The organism is Enterobacter asburiae, assembly GCF_008080435.1.
Lineage (GTDB): Bacteria > Pseudomonadota > Gammaproteobacteria > Enterobacterales > Enterobacteriaceae > Enterobacter > Enterobacter asburiae_C.
In genome coordinates, this window is sequence record NZ_VRKN01000004.1 from 55,927 (window position 1) to 71,111 (window position 15,185).

Annotated in this window: 17 protein-coding genes; 7 read left to right on the forward strand and 10 right to left on the reverse strand. The window is 55.6% G+C overall.

The genetic code is table 11. The features are described 5' to 3' along the window. Positions 1-10: 10 nt before the first annotated feature. On the reverse strand, positions 11-1,219 hold the full coding sequence (locus FU672_RS08920) for an MFS transporter (RefSeq protein WP_148242984.1): 1,209 nt from the start codon (positions 1,217-1,219) through the stop codon (positions 11-13). A gap of 84 nt (positions 1,220-1,303) precedes the next feature. Beyond that, on the reverse strand, positions 1,304-1,759 hold the full coding sequence (locus FU672_RS08925; protein WP_262349006.1) for a MarR family winged helix-turn-helix transcriptional regulator: 456 nt from the start codon (positions 1,757-1,759) through the stop codon (positions 1,304-1,306). 68 nt (positions 1,760-1,827) lie between these two features. On the opposite strand from FU672_RS08925, the gene FU672_RS08930 reads away from it, so the two are divergent. Beyond that, complete coding sequence (locus FU672_RS08930; protein WP_148242985.1) at positions 1,828-2,118, forward strand: DUF1330 domain-containing protein; 291 nt, start codon at positions 1,828-1,830, stop codon at positions 2,116-2,118. 125 nt (positions 2,119-2,243) lie between these two features. Continuing rightward, complete coding sequence (uspF, locus tag FU672_RS08935; RefSeq protein ID WP_148242986.1) at positions 2,244-2,678, forward strand: universal stress protein UspF; 435 nt, start codon at positions 2,244-2,246, stop codon at positions 2,676-2,678. A 47-nt stretch (positions 2,679-2,725) separates the two neighbouring features. Here the strand turns inward: uspF and dcp are convergent, their stop codons facing one another. Further along, positions 2,726-4,759 (reverse strand): peptidyl-dipeptidase Dcp, encoded by a 2,034-nt coding sequence (gene dcp / locus FU672_RS08940; RefSeq protein ID WP_148242987.1) that lies wholly within the window; start codon positions 4,757-4,759, stop codon positions 2,726-2,728. Positions 4,760-4,901: 142 nt separating this feature from the next. Here dcp and ydfG point away from each other — a divergent pair, with 142 nt between their 5' ends. Then, a complete protein-coding gene (ydfG, locus tag FU672_RS08945) occupies positions 4,902-5,648 on the forward strand; it encodes a bifunctional NADP-dependent 3-hydroxy acid dehydrogenase/3-hydroxypropionate dehydrogenase YdfG (protein ID WP_148242988.1) in 747 nt (248 codons plus the stop codon). A gap of 91 nt (positions 5,649-5,739) precedes the next feature. Further along, the gene (locus tag FU672_RS08950) at positions 5,740-6,426 is read left to right on the forward strand and encodes a GntR family transcriptional regulator (protein WP_063145668.1); all 687 of its coding nucleotides are present in this window, start codon (positions 5,740-5,742) and stop codon (positions 6,424-6,426) included. 35 nt (positions 6,427-6,461) lie between these two features. Here FU672_RS08950 and FU672_RS08955 read toward each other — a convergent pair whose 3' ends face one another. Continuing rightward, complete coding sequence (locus FU672_RS08955) at positions 6,462-6,893, reverse strand: universal stress protein (RefSeq protein WP_029739402.1); 432 nt, start codon at positions 6,891-6,893, stop codon at positions 6,462-6,464. A gap of 285 nt (positions 6,894-7,178) precedes the next feature. Here FU672_RS08955 and ydfZ point away from each other — a divergent pair, with 285 nt between their 5' ends. Further along, positions 7,179-7,382, forward strand: a complete 204-nt coding sequence (gene ydfZ, locus FU672_RS08960) for a putative selenium delivery protein YdfZ (RefSeq protein WP_014883679.1) — start codon at positions 7,179-7,181, stop codon at positions 7,380-7,382. Positions 7,383-7,425: 43 nt separating this feature from the next. Here ydfZ and FU672_RS08965 read toward each other — a convergent pair whose 3' ends face one another. The 5 genes from FU672_RS08965 to FU672_RS08985 all read right to left on the reverse strand — a co-directional run bounded on the left by FU672_RS08965 (position 7,426) and on the right by FU672_RS08985 (position 13,237). Further along, positions 7,426-8,889, reverse strand: a complete 1,464-nt coding sequence (locus FU672_RS08965; protein WP_148242989.1) for a mannitol dehydrogenase family protein — start codon at positions 8,887-8,889, stop codon at positions 7,426-7,428. Positions 8,890-9,109: 220 nt separating this feature from the next. Next, the gene (locus tag FU672_RS08970) at positions 9,110-10,477 is read right to left on the reverse strand and encodes an MFS transporter (RefSeq protein WP_148242990.1); all 1,368 of its coding nucleotides are present in this window, start codon (positions 10,475-10,477) and stop codon (positions 9,110-9,112) included. Between the two features lie 73 nt (positions 10,478-10,550). Then, on the reverse strand, positions 10,551-11,570 hold the full coding sequence (locus FU672_RS08975) for a Zn-dependent oxidoreductase (protein ID WP_148242991.1): 1,020 nt from the start codon (positions 11,568-11,570) through the stop codon (positions 10,551-10,553). A gap of 14 nt (positions 11,571-11,584) precedes the next feature. After that, positions 11,585-12,799, reverse strand: a complete 1,215-nt coding sequence (manD, locus tag FU672_RS08980) for a D-mannonate dehydratase ManD (protein WP_047348676.1) — start codon at positions 12,797-12,799, stop codon at positions 11,585-11,587. A gap of 111 nt (positions 12,800-12,910) precedes the next feature. Then, positions 12,911-13,237 (reverse strand): YnfA family protein, encoded by a 327-nt coding sequence (locus FU672_RS08985; RefSeq protein WP_048989542.1) that lies wholly within the window; start codon positions 13,235-13,237, stop codon positions 12,911-12,913. Between the two features lie 152 nt (positions 13,238-13,389). On the opposite strand from FU672_RS08985, the gene FU672_RS08990 reads away from it, so the two are divergent. Next, positions 13,390-13,728: a DUF1283 family protein gene (locus FU672_RS08990; protein ID WP_023335541.1), complete on the forward strand. Its 339-nt coding sequence runs from the start codon at positions 13,390-13,392 to the stop codon at positions 13,726-13,728. After that, positions 13,728-14,288: a spermidine N1-acetyltransferase gene (speG, locus tag FU672_RS08995; protein ID WP_148242992.1), complete on the forward strand. Its 561-nt coding sequence runs from the start codon at positions 13,728-13,730 to the stop codon at positions 14,286-14,288. The genes FU672_RS08990 and speG overlap by 1 nt, the downstream gene beginning before the upstream one ends. A 157-nt stretch (positions 14,289-14,445) precedes the next feature. Here speG and FU672_RS09000 read toward each other — a convergent pair whose 3' ends face one another. Then, complete coding sequence (locus FU672_RS09000; RefSeq protein ID WP_148242993.1) at positions 14,446-15,156, reverse strand: YnfC family lipoprotein; 711 nt, start codon at positions 15,154-15,156, stop codon at positions 14,446-14,448. Between the last annotated feature and the right edge of the window lie 29 nt (positions 15,157-15,185).

Sequence of the window (15,185 nt, forward strand, 5' to 3'; positions counted from 1 at the left end):
CGGGTGGCGGCTATGCCCCACCCGGCGTACTGTCTGTTTCCCAGGTCCGGTGCGCAAAGCACCACCACAGCAGGACGGCCACCAGCGCAATCGCGCTGAGGACACTGAATGCCGTCGCAAAGGAGTAATGACCCGCAATCGTGCCGGTTAACGCCGGGCTCATGGATGCCCCAACCCCCTGCATCAGCATCACCACGCTCTGCCCGGCATTGACGTGTCCGCTTCCGCGCAACAGCATCACAATAAACGACGGAACCACAACCCCCAGGATCCCTGCGGCCAGCCCGTCGAGGATTTGTACCGGGATCATCATTAACGGCGCATCCGTGATTGCTGCCAGCGCCGCGCGCACCGGCATCACCAGCAGTGCCAGCATAATTAAGCGCCAGTAGCCGTAGCGGTCTATTCGGTGGGCGACCCAGATGGCGACAGGGATCATCACGGCCTGAGAGATGATGACGGTGCCCGCAGCATACAAACCGGGGTTGATCGAGGCGGGTGCCGCGGCCACCCTCATGCTCAGCATCGGCAGCAGCGCGGCGTTCGCCAGGTGGAACAGCAGCAGCGTCAGTCCGGTCACAAAAAGCGCACGGTTTTTAATCAGCACGGCAAAACCAGGGACCGGCAGATTAGCCGAAGAGGACAGCCCGCGCGCCGCGTCGTTATCAATATCCCCGTTGCGAATGGCAAGCAGCGCGCACAGCGTTAACAGCGTGGTACAGGTCATCAGCAGGAAAATCCCGCCGACGCCCCAGTACCAAGCAATACCGCCTGCTATCAGAGCGGTCATGAAATTGCCCGCGTGATTGAACGCCTCATTTTTGCCCATCTGCGCGCTGAACCCGCTCTGGCCGGTCAGCCCCAGCGTAATCCCGGCGATCAACGGCCCCACAAATGCCGCGCAGATACCGGTGACGATTTGCGAAACAGCGACAGCGCCGCTCTGCTGGCTAAACCAGAGCAGGAGCGTACTCATGGTGATCATCAGACAGGCCAGCGCGAGCACAGCACGTTTATTCCGGGAGGTGTCGGTGATGAATCCTGCTGGCAGCGTGGCCAGTAATCCCGCCAGCCCCCCGGCCGTCATCAGGATGCCGATATCATCGGGTGTCCAGTGGCTTTCGGTCAGAAAAATACCGAGAAAAGGACCGAGGCCATCGCGGACATCCGCAATGAAAAAACTTGTCAGGCATAATGCCCGCAGCGAACGAAGAGACATACTTCCTGCCTGTGCCTGTTATCGCCTGTAAAAAAGCAACATGTAGTATACCGGGTATTTTTGATAATCAGATGACGACTCAATTCATAAAGAGGTGCTGGTTTTAGCCAGACTTTTCATCATCTCCGTCGTAAGGCTAAGCTGTTCGCTGCCCATAAGACGGGATAATTTCTCCTTAGCTGACTGCCATACCGGGATGACCTGTTCAAGCAGACGCCAGCCTTCACCTGTCAGCGTGAGTCGTTTTCCGGCACGTCCACGGCCTCCAGCCGAGTCAATAATGCCACGGGATTCCAGACTACGAATATTTCGACTCAGTGTGGTGGCATCCACCCCTGCTCTGGCGGCGAGTTCCGCAACGGTTTCATTTGGGGAACCCCCTATGCCAACCAAAAGACTGAACTGCTCAGCGGTCAGCTCAAAAGGTCTGAAGCAGGCATTGTAATAACGTGTAATAGCCCGAGCGGTAGCGCGTGCCTGAAACCCCGGGCAGACCTCCGGAATGGTCTCCAAAAGCGCCACATCAATGTTGTTCATCATTTCATCTCGACAATCAATGCTAAAGTTAATACTGTATATACACTATTAATCATATTTAAGGAACGGATATGCCAGCTTTTGTTCATATCAACTTACGCGTTATTGACCCTGCCAGACAGGCCAACCTTGCCCCCCGCTTCACGTCAGCATTAGAGGAAGCAGGAGGTAAAATTGTTCATTTTGGTGCTGTCGCACAGGTACTGGAAGGGGAAGTCGAGCCGTTACCCTATGCAGGCATTTTTGAATTCCCTACTTTAGACCAGGCCCTTGCTTTCTATCATTCGGAAAAATATGCGCCGATTAAGGCTGAACGCCAGCTCGCCCAGGAAGCGAGAATGTTCGTCGTCACGATGGAATGACAGGCAAGTTCGACTGTACGAATATCACAGAACCGAAATTTGTTCCCGTTATGACAGCTTGCTCTCTGTTTTGCTTGAATTAACGGTCTAACCTGAGTTGTGCAAAAAACACTCAGGAGGGACACATGTACAACGCAATTTTGGTTCCAATTGACATTTCCGAGGATAGCCTGACACATATGGTTATCCCGTTCGTTCAGGCACATACCGCTCTTAACACAGCCAAAGTCCACTTTCTTACTGTTATTCCATCGCTTCCGTATTATTCATCATTAGGTTTGGCCTACTCGGTAGAAATGCCGAAGCTCAAAGAGTTCCAGCACGCGGCCTTAGCGAAGCTGGATGAAATCGTTAAACAATTCAAAATTCCTGCAGACAAGATACAGACTCATGCAGTGACGGGATCTCCAAAAGATCAAATCCTTAAGCTCGCTGACACGATCAATGCCGACCTGATTATCATCGCCTCCCATAAGCCTGACATATCGACGTATCTGTTGGGTTCAAACGCTGCGGCAGTGGTGCGGCATGCGAAATGCCCTGTGCTGGTTGTAAGATAAAACAAACCGGGCGCGAAGCCCGGTTCTTTTTTCTGACGAGACTGACTTTATTCACTCAACCCACGATTCTCCAGCATCGGTTCAATCTTCGGATCGTGCCCGCGCCAGTTGCGATACAGTTCAGCTAAATCCGTGCTGTTACCACGGGACAAAATCGCCTCGCGGAATGTTTGCCCGTTTTCACGGGTTAAACCGCCCTGTTCGACAAACCACTGATAGCCATCGTCAGCAAGCATTTGCGTCCACAGGTAGGCGTAATATCCCGCCGCGTAGCCGCCGCCGAAAATATGAGCAAAATAGCTGCTGCGATAGCGCGGCGGTACGGCGGACAGATCCAGCCCCTCTTTGTTCAATGCTGCCGCTTCAAACGCTTCAACGCTCGAAACGGCTTCGCTAATCCCGTGCCAGTTCATGTCCAGCAGCGCGGCACCCAGCAGTTCCGTCATGTCATAACCCTTGTTGAAATGGGTTGCGTTGAGCATGCTTTCCCGCAGCGCGTCCGGCATCGGTTCACCGGTTTCGTAATGGCGGGCGTAGTGGGTAAACACCTGGGGATGGCTGGCCCAGTGTTCGTTGATCTGTGACGGGAATTCAACGAAATCACGCGGCGTGTTGGTGCCGGAGAGCGTGGCGAAACGCTGGCTGGCAAACAGGCCGTGCAGCGTATGGCCAAACTCGTGGAACAGGGTTATCACGTCATCCCAGGAGAGAAGCGCAACGCCGCCGTTAGCCGGTTTTTGGTAGTTACAGACGTTATAGATCACCGGCCGGGCAGCAAACTCGAAGGATTGCTCGACAAAATTCCCCATCCAGGCCCCACCCTGCTTGGAATCGCGGGCAAAGAAGTCGCCGTAAAACAGCGCCATGCCCTCACCGGTGTGGTCGAAAATTTCCCATACGCGGACGTCCGGGTGATACACCGGAATATCGAAGCGCTCCACAAAGCGGATGCCAAACAGCTGGCTGGCTGCCCAGAACACACCATCGTGCAATACGGTATTGAGCGCAAAGTAGGGTTTGATTTGCGATTCATCGAGGGCATATTTTGCCTGACGCACGCGCTCGGCATAAAAGGCCCAGTCCCAGGCCTGCACGGTGAACCCGCCCTGCTCGTCTTCAATGACTTTCTGAATATCGGCCTCCTCGCGCTCTGCACGGGCCCGGGCGGCAGGCACTATGCCGCGCATAAAGGTCAGCGCGGCGTCCGGGGTTTTCGCCATCTGGTCGGCGATACTCCAGCTGGCGTAATCCTCAAAGCCCAGCAGGCGTGCCTGCCGCGCACGTAGCGCCGTAAGGCGGAGGATCAGCTCGCGAGTGTCGTTTTCATCCCCTTTCTGGGTGCGCGTCCAGCCTGCGTTGAACAGGTTTTCGCGGGTCTGACGATTGCGCAGCGCGGAAAGCGCGGGCTGCTGGGTCGTGTTCAGAAGCGGGATCAGCCAGCGATCGTTTAGCCCTCGCTCCGCGGCAGCCTGCGCTGCGTCAGCGATCTCGCTGGCGCTGAGCCCGTCAAGCTGGTGCGCGTAATCCACCACAAGCCCACCCGTCTTATCGGCAGCCAGCAGACGCTGATTAAACTGGCTGGTCAGAGAGGCTGCCTCGGTATTCAGCGCCTTCAGCTCGGCTTTTTCTGTTTCATTGAGACGTGCCCCAGCCAGGATAAACCGCTGCCAGGTCTCCTCGACCAGCCGACGAGATTCGGCGTCCAGCGCGGCACGGTCCTGCCAGACGCTCTCCACCCGGGCGAAAAGCGTGTCATTCAGCCAGATATCGTTCGCCAGCATGGCAAGCTCGGTGGAGAGCTGCTCCTCAAGCTCCTGCAGGTACGCATTGGTGTGCGCGGAGGTCATGGCGAAGAACACGCTGCTGACGCGCGCGAGCATGGCGCCGCTTTTCTCCAGCGCCAGCACGGTGTTAGTGAACTCAGGCGCAGCGGCCTGAGACACAATGGCGTCAATGTCCGCCCGCTTCTGGCGAAGCGCTTCATCGAAGGCCGGGCGATAGTGATCGTCGGTGATTTCATCAAAACGAGGGGCCTGGTAAGGCAACAGGCTGATGTCAAAAAAGGGATTCGTGGCCGTCATCTTTCGCTCCTGAGTACGGGTATCCTCCCAGAGTAGGCCAGGCCGCCATCCCCTGCAACGCCGTCATACAAATGTTGCCTTAACGCACCCTCTGCGGCCGTGCTATGTTAGTACAACACAAAAAGCGTTGAGGAACAGTGAGATGATTATTTTAGTTACCGGGGCAACGGCAGGTTTTGGTGAAAGCATCACGCGTCGCTTCGTCGCCAACGGGCACAAGGTTATTGCCACGGGCCGTCGTCAGGAGCGCCTGCAGGAGCTGAAAGACGAATTAGGTGACAGCATCCTGACCGCGCAGCTGGATGTGCGTAACCGCGCGGCCATTGAAGAGATGATTGCCAACCTGCCCGCCGAGTGGCGCGCCATCGACGTGCTGGTCAACAATGCCGGTCTGGCGCTGGGCATGGAGCCCGCACACAAAGCCAGCGTTGAAGACTGGGAAAACATGATCGACACCAACAACAAGGGGCTGGTCTATATGACCCGCGCAGTGCTGCCGGGCATGGTCGAGCGCAACCGCGGCCACATTATCAATATCGGTTCCACCGCCGGGAGCTGGCCTTACGCGGGCGGCAACGTCTACGGCGCGACGAAAGCGTTTGTGCGCCAGTTCAGCCTTAATCTGCGTACCGATCTGCACGGCACCGCCATTCGCGTCACCGATATCGAGCCGGGCCTGGTGGGTGGCACCGAGTTTTCTAACGTGCGTTTCAAAGGCGATGACGCGAAAGTGGACAAGACCTACGAAAATGCTAACGCGCTGACGCCGGAAGATGTCACCGAAACGGTCTGGTGGGTAGCGACGCTGCCAAAACACGTCAACATCAATACCGTAGAAATGATGCCAGTCAGCCAGAGTTTTGCCGGACTTAGCGTCCATCGTGGCTAAATCTGCCCTTCCCGGCCTGCGGGCCGGGTCTGTTTCGGGCCCTAAAAGAATGGTAGTATGTTCAGGCTAACTCTCTGAGAAATGACAACTCATGGCCGCTGAATCGCAACTCAATCCCACCCAGCCCGTAAACCAGCAAATCTATCGCATTTTGCGACGTGATATTGTCCATTGCCTGATCCCACCGGGAACGCCGCTTTCAGAAAAAGAGGTGTCCGTGCGTTTTGACGTTTCCCGTCAGCCGGTGCGTGAAGCGTTTATTAAGCTTGCTGAGAACGGTCTGATACAGATCCGCCCGCAGCGTGGCAGCTACGTGAACAAAATTTCACTCTCTCAGGTACGCAACGGCTGTTTCGTTCGCCAGGCCATTGAATGCGCGGTGGCGCGTCGTGCCGCAACGCTTATCAACGACAACCAGTGTTACCTGCTGGAGCAGAACCTTCACCAGCAGCGTATTGCGATTGACCGTAAGCAGCTCAATGATTTCTTCCAGCTTGATGATGAATTCCACCAGAAACTGGCGCAGATTGCCGATTGTCAGCTGGCCTGGGACACCATCGAGAACATCAAAGCCACCATTGACCGCGTGCGCTATATGAGCCTCGATCACGTCTCTCCACCGGAAATGTTGCTCCGTCAGCATCATGATATTTTCAGCGCGCTTGAAAAACGCGATGCGGACGGTGTGGAAAAAGCGATGACGCTGCATCTGCAGGAAATCAGCGAATCCGTGCAGCTGATTCGTCAGGAAAATAGCGAGTGGTTTAGCGAAGAGTAATATTACGCCGCCCCCTTTCGGGTGCGGCGACCTGATTAGCGAACGACTAACACCGGGATCGTGGCGTAGCGCAGAATAGATTCCGCATTTGAACCCAGCAGATGGGTGGTGATGCTCGGATTTTTCGACCCGATGACAATCGCATCATATTCCCCTTCCTTGCTCAGCTTGATAATTTCATCCCGGACGTTGCCAAAACGAACCATGCTGTGAATATTCTCAGGGGCGATATCGAACAGTCTTTTTAACTCATTCATTTTCTTCCCGGATTCTGCGGTCATATACTCTTCAAACTTTTTAATATCGGCGTTGAACCCGCGCAGCAGAGACCGGCTGCTGGCTGGCAGAATGTTGACCAGGGTAATCGACGCGCCCTCAGCCTTCGCCAGGTTTGCCGCGTGGCGAACCGCTTTGTCGCTCAAATCCATTTCAAACACGTCTACAGGCATCAAAATGCTCTTATACATAAGCCTGACTCCTTATTCCGATGAAGGTTATTTCCTGCACCCAGAATGACATCAGAAATATAAACCAACCCTCAACGGTTCCCTGTCGAAACTATCAATTAATGAAAATAACGGTCTGCTTTGTAAATTGCTGTCGTGTACCGTCAGCATCCGATGAAATAAAGAAAAAAGTGTGAGTTTGATCAAAAACAAAAACATGAAACGCGGACAGGCGTATTTATATGCCCCGTGAACGGCAAACCTGAAATAGCGCCGTAACGAACAGGTTAGAGAGGAGAAAATACCATGATGACATACGACCGTAACCGCAATGCAATCACCACCGGCAGCCGCGTCATGATTAGCGGCACAGGTAAAACTGGCGTGATTAAAGCGATCCACAGCGACGGGCTGGATGCCGCGCAGGTGCGCCGCAGCAAAACGGTTGAAGTGGAAGGATGCGAAGGTAAGTTCGAGCCGATTGAGCTGATTCGCCTGGGGATGCACTAAGTTGTGCGCAGACATGCCGCCGCACACGGCGGCATGTGCTGAATTACCGTTGAGACGCGTACTGCGCCACGGTCGCTTTCGCGCCCTTTTGCAGCAACGACTGGTACGCGGTCATCACTGCAGCAACAAAGCGCGGTTCATGCGGTAACTCTTTACCAAAGATGGCCTCAATGTCGAGCAGCGCGTTAACCCGGCTTTCCCCTTCCGCACTTCCCTTCACCGCCGCCTGAATCACCGCCAGCTGCGGATCGCTCACGTCAATGGCGTTACCCTGCTCATCCACGCCGCCGACATAGCGCATCCACCCAGCCACACCCAGCGCCAGCAGCGGGAAAGGCGTCTGGTGCACCAGGTGCCAGCGCACGGAGTCCAGCATACGCTGCGGGAGCTTCTGGCTGCCGTCCATCGCAATTTGCCATGTCCGATGGCGCAGGGCCGGATTGCTGTAGCGGGCAATCAGGAGATCGGCATAGCGGCCTAAATCAACGCCTTTCACTTTCAGCGTGGGTGCCTGCTCGTTAAGCATCAATGCGTGCGCAGCGAGGCGGTAGTTCTCATCTTCCATACAGTCGTTGATATGCTGGTAACCGGCAAGATAGCCCAGATACGCCAGGAATGAGTGGCTGCCGTTGAGCATGCGCAGCTTCATCTCTTCAAACGGGATCACGTCTGACACCAGCTCAGCTCCAGCCTTTTCCCACTCGGGACGCCCAGCCACAAAGTTATCTTCGATCACCCACTGGCGGAACGGTTCACAGGCTACTGCCGCCGGGTCACGCACGCCGGTCAGTTGTTCGATTTTATCCAGCGTGTCGGGAGTGACTGCCGGCACAATGCGATCCACCATGGTTGACGGGAAGGTGACGTGGGCGTCGATCCAGTCCGCCAGCTCACCGTCTACCGCACGGGCGTAAGCACAGGTCACATTGCGCATCACGTGGCCGTTCTCCGGCATGTTGTCGCAGGACATCACGCTAAACGCAGGCAGACCCGCCGCTTTGCGACGCGCCAGCGCTTCCACCACCACACCCGGCGCAGATTTCGGCTGGTGCGGGTTTTGCAGGTCGGCGACGATAAACGGGTGATCGAGCATCAGCTGTCCGGTCGCCGGGGAATGGCAGTACCCTTTCTCGGTGATGGTCAGCGAAACGATCGCCACCTGCGGTTCACACATCGCCGCAAGCACGGTCTCCAGCCCGTCAACCTGCGCATGGAGGGCCTTTTTGACCACGCCAACCACGCGGGATGTCCATGCATCGGCAGACATTTCCGCCACGGTATAGAGATTATCCTGCGCGTTCAGATCGGCAATCTGCTGCTCGCCGCCAATCAGGTTAACCTCACAGTAGCCCCAGTCGCTGCCGTGCTCAGCAGCGAGAATGTCGGCATACACCGCCTGATGCGCGCGGTGAAATGCGCCAAACCCTAAATGAACAATGCGTGCTTTAAGGCTGTCGCGATCGTACTGAGGCAACGTCGCGTTGGCCTGTAATAAGGTGTTTTCCATGATTAAGACTCGTTAATTAGAAAGCTGTGGATCGCTGCCGCTCCTTGTGAAGCGGCAGCGCCTGCTGACTACACCAACTAGAATGGCAGTTGGGGTAAAAAAATAACTGCCATCAACCATACTGATACTGCCGTTGGAGTTTTTGATTTATGTTAACTTTTGCTCATGTGGTGTGACATAAACATAAAGTTGTGTGATAAGTCACTAAAGCTATAAACCACTAGCGTCGTGAAGAGACCGCGCCGTAACCCACACGCTCTTCTGGCGCGGACTCCGCTGCGTCTTGCGCCGCGCTCAAATCACGGTCGCGCACTTCCGGCATCAAAATCGCCGAGACCAGCCCAATCACGGAATAGGCCACCAGCATGGCAACAATCGGCCACCAGGAGCCGGTCATATTGCAGAAGATTCCCGCCAGTACCGGACCAAAGCCCACCGCCACCAGACCGCCCGCCTCTTTGGAGATAGCCATACGGGTAAAGCGATTTCGCGAGCCAAACATCTCCGCCATGGTGATATTTTCCAGCGCAAACAGCCCCAGCACGGCGAAGTTATGGATAACGATGATAGAAAGCATGATTGTCCCCGGCGCATAGCTCTTATCGACGATGATCGACAGCATCGGGTACGCGAGAAGAATGGCGGAGATATTGAGGATAATGTACGGCAGACGGCGTCCCACTTTATCGGAAAGCCAGCCCAGCAGCGGAATAGAGATAAACCCAAGAATGGAGCTGATCATCAGCGCATCGGTAGGGATGGCTTTATCGAACAGCAGCGTCTGGACCAGATAACCGGCAAGGAACGTCTGGATCAGACCCGAGTTGCCCGCCTGACCGAAACGCAGGCCGGTCGCCAGCCAGAAGGATTTACTTTTCACCATTGAACCCAGCGATGTGTCCGGCTGCACGGCTTGTGCATCGTTCACTTTCTCAAAGACCGGGCTCTCTTTCAGGTTCATACGCAGCCAGATGGCAAAGATCATCACCACGACGCTGGCAAGGAACGGCACGCGCCAGCCCCAGGCAATCAGCTCTTCACGGTCGAGGGCAAAGAACATCACCGCCCAGATCGCCGTTGCGCTCAGCGTCCCGCAGTTAGTGCCCATCGCCACCAGCGAGGAGATGATGCCGCGTTTTCCTTTCGGCGCGTACTCCGCCAGCATGGTCCCGGCCCCGGAGATCTCAGCCCCGGCCCCCAGCCCCTGAATGATACGCAGCGTCACCAGCAGAACCGGGGCAAAAATACCGATCTGCGCATAGGTTGGCAGGACACCAATCAGCGTGGTGCAGATCCCCATCATGGTAATGGTGATAAACAGCACCTTCTTACGACCAATGCTGTCGCCCATTCGTCCGAAGATAAAGGCACCAACAATGCGTGCGATATAGCCTGCGCCGTAAGTCCCCATCGCGAGGATCAGCGCCATCGCGGCGGACTGTTCCGGGAAAAAGATCTCATGGAAGACCAGGGCGGCCCCCAGCGAGTAAAGCTGAAAGTCCATAAACTCCAGGGCAGTGCCCAGCCAGCCGGATACAGCGGCTTTCACCAGATCGGAGGTGGTTCTTTGAGGTTGTGCTTGCGTCATAATGGCTATCTCTGAAAGGTAAGATGCGTACCACATAGAGCCTGTCTGCGCAGGCTCTTAACCGCGTAAATTATTATTGGCCGAACGTGAGCAAGACTTTGCAGCACTGCCGCTGGTCTTTCTCAAACAGTTCAATGGCGTCTGTAACGTGGTGATAGTCAAAGGTATGGGTGATCAGTTTTTCCGGGTCGATCAGCCCTTTTTTCAACCAGTCGATAACGACCGGGAATTTGTTGGCATTGAGGCGTGAGGAGAAGATCGCCAGCTCTTTGCCGGTGATGCCCTGCTGAACAATCTGGCTCGGCTCGCTGGAGAAGCCCATCAGCACGATGCGCGCCGCCGGAGAGGCCAGGGCTATCGCTTCCTGCAAAATCGCCGGATGACAGGCGGCATCAATGATTAACGTCGGTTTGATGCCCTTTTCGTCCAGCGCGGCTTGCAACGACTGCTCGCCGTTATTCAACACCCAGTCCGCGCCGCTGCGCTGGGCCATTTTCAGGCGTTCATCGATGCGGTCAACCACGATAACCTGCTTCACCTTATAAACGCCTTTCAGCGCCTGTACGGTGACCAGCCCCATCGGGCCAGCGCCGTAAATCAGCGCAACGTCCTGCCCGGTGGGATTGGCCTGCCCCGTCACGTTGGCGGCGATGGTGAAGGGCTCAACCATGACGGCGTGTTGATCAGGAATGTCATCCGGGATAGGCCAGGCATTTTTAGCGGGCACTGCCGCATATTCGCTGAATCCCCCGTCGCGGTGTACGCCCAGCACCACCAGCGAGGTGCAGACGTTCGGTTTTCCGACGGAACACGGGTAGCAGTGTCCGCAGCTGATCACCGGATCAACCGAGACGTGCTGGCCCAGACGGGCGCTGTCGACACCCTCGCCCACGGCATCAATCACGCCAAAGAACTCGTGGCCGATCACGCGTGGATACTTCGCAAACGGATTATGGCCGCGATAGATGTGGCTGTCCGAACCGCAGATCCCCGCCAGCGTGACTTTGACGCGGACTTCACCTGCGCCTGGCTCCGGGCGTGGCCGCTCTTCAATCACCAGGTCGTTCGGCTGTTGAATCACTACGCTTTTCATCGTTCGCTCCTCGTTTACCAGTTCCACAGCGTGCCGTCTTCAAGACGGGCCACCGGCAGATAGGCCGGATCGTAGGGGTATTTCGCCGCCAGTTTTTCATCAAACTCAATACCCAGCCCCGGCTTGTCGCCCGGATGCATATAGCCGTTATCAAAGCGCCAGCTGTGCGGGAAGACTTCCAGCATCTGTTCGGAATAGCCCATATATTCCTGGACGCCAAAGTTTGGCACCCACAGGTCGAAATGCAGCGCGGCGGCGTGGCAGACAGGCGAGAGATCCGACGGGCCGTGCGAGCCGGTGCGCACCTGGTAGAGCGAGGCGAAGTCCGCGATGCGACGCATCCCGGTGATCCCGCCCGCGTGGGTAATGGTGGTGCGAATATAGTCGATGAGCTGCTCTTCAATGAGCTGCTTGCAGTCCCAGATACTGTTAAACACTTCCCCCACCGCAATTGGCGTCACGGTGTGCTGGCGGATCAGGCGGAAGCAGGCCTGGTTTTCCGCAGGCGTCGGGTCTTCCATCCAGAACATGCGGAATTCTTCGATGCTCTTGCCGAAACGCGCCGCTTCAATCGGCGTCAGGCGATGGTGCATGTCGTGCAGGAGATGTTCATTGAAGCCGAATTGACTGCGCACCGCGTCGAACAGCTTCGGTGTGAAATCGAGGTATTTTTCGGTGGACCACAGTTGCTCTTCCGGCCAGTCGCCTTTGGTCGCAGGCTCGTAGGCCAACCCCTTCCCTTTGGCCATGCCGTAGGTGGTTTTCATGCCCGGCACGCCGCACTGGACGCGGATCGCTTTAAAGCCCATCTCTTTATGACGGGCGTAATCTTCCAGTACGTCGTCAATCGTATGACCGGTGGTGTGGCAGTAGACCATCACGCCTTCACGGGATGCGCCGCCGAGCAACTGGTAGAGCGGCATGTTGGCCGCTTTGGCTTTGATGTCCCACAGCGCCATGTCCACGGCGGAGATGGCCGACATGGTGACCGGGCCGCGACGCCAGTAGGCGCCTTTATAGAAGAACTGCCAGATATCTTCGATGCGGTGCGCATCGCGGCCAATCAGCTGGGGGCAGAGGTGATCCTTAAGGTACGAGGCCACGGAGAGCTCGCGTCCGTTCAGCGTAGCATCACCGAGGCCGACAATCCCTTCATCGGTGGTGATTTTAAGCGTGACAAAGTTCCGCCCCGGGCAGGTAACAAACACGTCAGCCGCGACAATCTTCATAATTCCTTTCCTTACATCGTTCGTTGTGATGCGGGAAATTTACTCACCAACCCTACTACCATACAAGTATAATGATCATAAAATCAGCTAACGATCACAAAAACTGGGGGCTCAGGCGCGTCCCCATCCCGCCACAATAATCAGCATACCGCACAGGGCGATCAGCGCGCCGGCCCAGTCGTACGCGCTGAGTTTGACGCCATCCACCACGCGTAACCACAGCAGCGCAGTACAGACATAGACACCACCGTAAGCCGCGTAGACGCGGCCGCTGGCAGCCGGATGCAGCGTTAACAACCAGACAAACAGAGCCAGTGCGACGCTTGCCGGGATGAGCAGCAATACGGTTCCCCCCTTCTTCAGCCAGAGCCAGGGCAGGAAGCAGCCGATGATTTCGCATAGCGCGGTGGCAAAAAAAAGCAGCGTCGTTTTAAGCATATTTCACATCAGGTGAGGATTTATTTAGACATCATACCTGATGATGTTCTTTAGTTTTCCATACTTGCACCACGGGTATGCCACCATTTCGCTTTGGTGTAGAATCTGTTCGGGGTAACTTGATTATCTGCACCCATTTAAAAGGAAACGCTATGACCACATTAAGCAAACGCCTTTGTCTGACAGCCCTGCTGGCGCTGTCATCGTTCGCCTTTGCCGCCTCTGCGACAGCGGAAACCAGCAAACTCATTATTGAGTCTGGTGATAGCGCGCAAAGCCGCCAGAACGCCGCCATGGACAAAGAACAATGGAATGACACCCGTAACCTTCGTCAGAAGGTCAACAAACGTGCTGAAAAAGAGTGGGACAAAGAAGATGTCGCTTTTGACGCACGCGATAAGTGTCAGCAAAGTGCAAACGTCAATGCCTACTGGGAGCCTAACACCCTGCGCTGCCTGGATCGCCGCACTGGCCGCACGGTAGCCCCGTAATGTCGGCACCCTGCGACATTAAACTCCGTCCGCTGGAGCGTGAAGACCTGCGCTTTGTCCACCAGCTCGACAATAACGCCAGCGTGATGCGCTACTGGTTCGAAGAGCCTTACGAGGCCTTTGTTGAGCTGTCCGATCTCTACGATAAGCACATTCACGATCAGAGTGAACGTCGTTTTGTGGTGGAGTATGAAGGCGAAAAAGCCGGTCTTGTGGAGCTGGTTGAAATCAACCATGTTCACCGTCGGGCGGAGTTTCAGATCATCATTTCCCCTGAATATCAGGGAAAAGGCCTTGCCTCACGGGCAGCGAAGCTGGCAATGGATTACGGATTCAACGTTCTGAATCTCTACAAGCTCTATCTGATTGTGGACAAAGAGAACGAGAAAGCGATCCATATCTACCGCAAGCTGGGCTTTATGGTGGAAGGCGAGCTGATTCACGAGTTCTTTATCAACGGTGAATACCGCAATACCATTCGCATGTGTATCTTCCAGCATCAGCACCTGGCAGGACACAAGTCGTCAGGCGCCAGCCTGCTGAAACCTACCGCGCAGTGAGAGTGATGACAACTCCCCATTGAGCTCTCTTTCTTGCCGGGTGGCGCTGCGCTTACCCGGCCTACATGGTGCAAGAATATCAATATGTTGCACGCTTCATTGTAGGCCCGTGCAAGCGTAGCGCCGCCGGGCGAAACGCACAAAATGCACTTTGCTCTCAGTAATATTCAATCGTGTTTTTGATGGTGTACTTGCGCTCAACGGCAGGTTTGACGCTGTCGTCGGTGATCGTCAGATCGCAGCTCACCGGATTATTGTGTCGATCGTAATCGCAACTCTGCTTCACGTTGCCCAGCGGCTTGTCATTCAACATGCTCACTGCCGAGTAATCCATTCTTTTGCGAACATCTTTAGATGGCGTCGACTGGACGGACAGATGCTGATCCCCGGAGACGGTGGTTTTACCCAGCGGGTAGCCATCCGCATCGTAGCGATATTTCACTTCCATCTCTTTGCCGTGCGCCGCCACCACAAAACCGTTGTCATCGGTATCCCACGTCACCCCGGCTGATGGCAGTTCGGCCAGCTGGCATTTCCCCTGCAGCTTCACTTTTCGCTGCTGGGTTTCCGCATCAAGGTAGTAATTGGCATCCAGCACCAGCGCCACGCCGGTGTTGGCCTCCAGGTCGTGCAGCTCCAGCGTATCGAAACACCCTTCCGCCGACACGGTGCCGGTGACCCGTTTGGACACTTCCCCCTTTTCGTTGAACAACGTCTGGGTAAAGTCTTTGACCGGGCCGCGCAGAGGATCAAAATCAAATTCGTTCGAAAAACTCGCCATCTCGGGCGTAAACGACAGCGGCGCGGAGCTGTTGTCGCACCCCACCAGTGTTGCTGCCAGTAGCGTTATCGCTGCGTATTTCTTCACATTTATTACCGTACAGGGAGATTATTCCC